Here is a 3,736-nt window from a genome sequence, read left to right as displayed (position 1 = left end):
GGAACGAAATATTAAGAGTGCCAAAACCAATATAATCAACACAATACCGAGCATAATACTCACCCCCGCTAAAACTTCATACAACTATATCTAAAAAATAAGCTGAAAATTTCTTACTAATTTATATACTTTAAAAACCTAGGTATCCTTTATTTAAAATTTCTTTTTTGACGTGACAATAGTCACGCTGTTTCCCTTAAAACAGGTGGTATAATTTATTATAAATATTTTCAGTATCACTATGAATTCAATAAGGGAGGAGCAGAGATGAATATAATAAATTTAAATGAATTAGAGGGATTTTCAAGAGCAGACAAAGTAGAGGCAAAAAAAATACCCACAGGGTTTTCCACCCAGTGCGTAAATATAGTTATTCAGCCTGGAGGAGTTCTGCCGGTACATACGACTCCTGTTGATGTTATCTTTTATGTGATAAAAGGGACAGGTATTATAGAGATAGGAGAAGAGAGTAAAGAGGTGTCAGAAGGGATGTTTATAGACAGTCCGAAAGCGATCCCCCACGGATGGAAAAATCCGGGAAAAGATGAACTCTCAGTGCTGGTAATAAAGCTGGTATAGATAAAAAAATCTCACTTCACCCTTGGTATAGGGGGTGAAGTGAGATTTTTTAAGGAGGAAAAAATGAAAATTTTAATAAAATCAATGCTAATCTATATAGGTGTGGATATTATCTTCGTAGTGTCCTGTGCTCCGGCTTTCTCCAAATAAAAAACCAAAGTGTAAAATAAATTTCACAAAAAATCAGTCATTGCCCTTTATTATCTCTTTCAAAAGTTCATTGATGTAACTATACAGAAAGTTTAATACCTCTTTCTCGTCAAATCTGTTCATTATCTCTTTTTCCACCTCTTTTATCTCCTTAGAGTTATTTATGTCAAAATTATTTTGCAGAATATATTTTATCAGCTCTTTTATTCTGGACTCATCAATTAATATTTTCATATGTTATTCCTCCTTTCTAACCAGGATGTTTGGACTTATCTATGTATTGAAGTAAAAGATTATCTGTCTTTGCCAGCCGTTTTGACACTTCCTTCGCAATGTTCAGTATCATCAGACAGAAGAGTTCTTTGTCTGTTTCAAATATTTCCAGAAATATTTTTTTTGGAAGGACTATAAACTCTGTATCTCCTTTTGCCACTGCTGTCACTTCATGGGTCTGTATTCCCACTATAGAGGCTTCCCCTATACAGTTTCCTTCCCCCAGCTCAAAAAGCTGGTAGGGAGTGTAGTTGACGTATTCCACCAGTTTTACCCTTCCCTTTTTGATTATGTATATCTGAGTAGGAGGACTTCCCTGATCAAATATGATTTCAGAGTCTTTATATTCCACTTTTTTAAGATAATTGACGAGCTTACTTAATTTACTATCTGATATACCTGCAAAAAGTGATATTTTTTTCAGTACAGGGGATATTTCTTCCACATTTAATATAGGCTTGTATTCAGTCATAAATCTGCCTCCCATCCCTTTTATACTTTATTCCCTTCCTTTTTTTTTTTCCTTTTATCAGACAAAGCTATTTTACAAAAAATAAAAAACTGCCAGAATTAATCTGACAGTTCTGTTTAAATTTTATTTCATTCTGCCTATTAGCTGTGTAGTTATCTCGTCTAACTCTACTCCACGTTCGTTTAAAAGAACCAGAAGATGATAGATGAGGTCGCTTGCTTCATAGACAAGCTCCGATCTGTCTGGATTTTTAGCAGCGATGATGACCTCTGCACTTTCCTCTCCTACTTTTTTCAGTATCTTGTCCACTCCCTTTTCATAGAGGTAAGTGGTATAAGAACCTTCCACAGGATTGGCTTTTCTGTCTTTTAATATGTCATCTAGGGCACCTAGCACTTCTCCCAGGCTCATATTTTTTTCCTCTGTCACTCTGTTGAAAAAACATGACTTTTCACCTGTGTGGCAAGCAGGGCCCTTCTGATCTACTTTTATTAGGAGCGTGTCCCCGTCACAGTCATAAGAAAGTTCTTTCACTGTCTGTGTGTTTCCAGATGTAGCTCCTTTATTCCAGAGTTCCCCTCTGCTTCTTGAATAAAACCAAGTCTGACCGGTTTCCAGGGTTTTTTTATAGCTTTCTTCGTTCATATATGCCAGCATCAGTACCTGACCACTTGTACAGTCTTGTATTATTGCAGGTACTAGACCTTTTTCATCAAATTTAATATTTTCCATCTCTACTCTCCTCAAATTATATTCTGATTTCGATTCCTTGTTCTTTTAGGTATTCCTTCAGATCCGGTATTTTTACCTCTCCAAAGTGAAAAATAGAAGCCGCAAGCCCTGCGTCTATTTTAGGAAGTTTTTCAAATAGTATTTTGAAATCTTCCATTTTCCCGGCTCCCCCAGATGCAATGACAGGGACATCTACCACATTCCCCACAGCTTCCAAAAGTTCCAGGTCAAATCCACCTTTTACTCCGTCAGTGTCTATGCTGTTTACTACTACTTCTCCTGCCCCTAGCTGGCATCCTTTTTTTATCCATTCAATGGCTTCCATATCAGTTTCTTTTCTTCCGCCGTTTAAGAATACTTTAAATACTCCGTCTACTCTTTTTACATCTACAGAAAGGACAACACACTGATTCCCGTACTTAAGAGCAGCTTCTCTGATGAGCTCGGGATTTTTTATTGCCCCGGAATTCACGCTCACCTTATCTGCTCCCGCTTTCAGTACCCTGTCAAAGTCTAAAAGAGTGTTTATCCCTCCTCCTACTGTAAGAGGTATAAATACTTCGTTTGCCACCTTCTCTACTATATCTGTAAAGAGTTCTCTTCCTTCGTTGGTTGCAGTTATATCATAAAAAACCAGTTCGTCGGCACCCATTTCATTATACAGCTGAGCCAGCTTTACCGGGCTGTCCACATCTCTGACTCCTTCAAAATTGACTCCTTTGACTACTTTGCCATCTCTTACATCAAGACACGGGATAATTCTCTTGGTTATCATAATTACCTCCTATAGCACCTCTTCCAGTTTTATCTTCCCCAAATAGATAGCTTTTCCCACGATAGCTCCGTAAATATCTGCTTTTTTCAGGATATTTATATCTTCAGGAGTGCTTACTCCTCCAGAGGCGATTACATCTACCCCCAGCTCATTTATTTTTACATAGGCATCAAAGTTTGGCCCTGCCATCATTCCGTCTTTTGAGATATCTGTGTATATTATTGTTTTTACACCTGTTTCCTTGAGGGATTTGCACAGATCAAAGGCATCTATACTGCTCTCTTCAAGCCATCCCTTAGTAGCAGCCTTACCGTTTTTTTCATCTACAGAAACGGCTATTTTATCTCCGTATTTTTCCACAAGGGTTTTTAAGAGTTCAGGATTTTCTATTGCCGCTGTTCCCAGGATGATTCTGTCTATTCCTGACTTCAGAAGCATTTCAGCAGTTTCGAGGGTTCTGATTCCCCCTCCCAGCTGAAGTTTTACCTTTACGTTATCTCTTATTTTTTTTATTACATCAAGGTTTTTATTCTCTCCGTCTTTGGCTCCGTCTAAATCCACAAGGTGTATCCATTCTGCACCTTTTTCTTCAAATCCCTTTGCCACTTCCCAAGGTGTATCTGAGAATATATCTACCTTGTTGAAGTCTCCTTTGCTCAGTCTTACTGCCTTTCCGTCTTTTAAGTCTATCGCCGGAAAAATTATCATTTTACCATCTCCCCAAATGCTTTTAATAGTTTTAGTCCTGTGCTGCT

Annotated in this window: 6 protein-coding genes; 1 reads left to right on the top strand and 5 read right to left on the bottom strand. The window is 37.7% G+C overall.

What is annotated here, in order from left to right:
* Window positions 1-267 precede the first annotated feature (267 nt).
* Window positions 268-579, top strand: a complete 312-nt coding sequence (locus ABZA26_RS09990; protein ID WP_372714378.1) for a cupin domain-containing protein — start codon at window positions 268-270, stop codon at window positions 577-579.
* Window positions 580-762: 183 nt separating this feature from the next.
* Here ABZA26_RS09990 and ABZA26_RS09985 read toward each other — a convergent pair whose 3' ends face one another.
* From ABZA26_RS09985 to hisA, 5 genes are all read right to left on the bottom strand, one after another.
* Window positions 763-963: a hypothetical protein gene (locus tag ABZA26_RS09985; protein ID WP_372714377.1), complete on the bottom strand. Its 201-nt coding sequence runs from the start codon at window positions 961-963 to the stop codon at window positions 763-765.
* Between the two features lie 16 nt (window positions 964-979).
* Window positions 980-1,474 (bottom strand): cyclic nucleotide-binding domain-containing protein, encoded by a 495-nt coding sequence (locus tag ABZA26_RS09980; RefSeq protein ID WP_372714376.1) that lies wholly within the window; start codon window positions 1,472-1,474, stop codon window positions 980-982.
* Between the two features lie 123 nt (window positions 1,475-1,597).
* Window positions 1,598-2,206, bottom strand: coding sequence for a bifunctional phosphoribosyl-AMP cyclohydrolase/phosphoribosyl-ATP diphosphatase HisIE (hisIE, locus tag ABZA26_RS09975; protein WP_372714375.1), 609 nt, complete (start codon window positions 2,204-2,206; stop codon window positions 1,598-1,600).
* 16 nt (window positions 2,207-2,222) lie between these two features.
* The gene (gene hisF / locus ABZA26_RS09970; protein WP_372714374.1) at window positions 2,223-2,981 is read right to left on the bottom strand and encodes an imidazole glycerol phosphate synthase subunit HisF; all 759 of its coding nucleotides are present in this window, start codon (window positions 2,979-2,981) and stop codon (window positions 2,223-2,225) included.
* 9 nt (window positions 2,982-2,990) lie between these two features.
* Window positions 2,991-3,736, bottom strand: a 746-nt coding sequence (gene hisA / locus ABZA26_RS09965) for a 1-(5-phosphoribosyl)-5-[(5-phosphoribosylamino)methylideneamino]imidazole-4-carboxamide isomerase (protein ID WP_372714372.1), incomplete at its 5' end; no start/stop codon positions are given.

The organism is Ilyobacter sp. (assembly GCF_041583315.1).
Lineage (GTDB): Bacteria > Fusobacteriota > Fusobacteriia > Fusobacteriales > Fusobacteriaceae > Ilyobacter.
Note: the sequence above shows the minus strand (reverse complement) of the source record. Positions and strands in the feature narration are given on the sequence as shown.

Bases quoted from the DNA above. Each gene is read 5' to 3' on its own strand.
- hisF (WP_372714374.1), bottom strand. From the start codon at position 2,981: ATGATAACCAAGAGAATTATCCCGTGTCTTGATGTAAGAGATGGCAAA.
- ABZA26_RS09980 (WP_372714376.1), bottom strand. From the start codon at position 1,474: ATGACTGAATACAAGCCTATATTAAATGTGGAAGAAATATCCCCTGTA.
- hisIE (WP_372714375.1), bottom strand. From the start codon at position 2,206: ATGGAAAATATTAAATTTGATGAAAAAGGTCTAGTACCTGCAATAATA.
- ABZA26_RS09985 (WP_372714377.1), bottom strand. From the start codon at position 963: ATGAAAATATTAATTGATGAGTCCAGAATAAAAGAGCTGATAAAATAT.
- ABZA26_RS09990 (WP_372714378.1), top strand. From the start codon at position 268: ATGAATATAATAAATTTAAATGAATTAGAGGGATTTTCAAGAGCAGAC.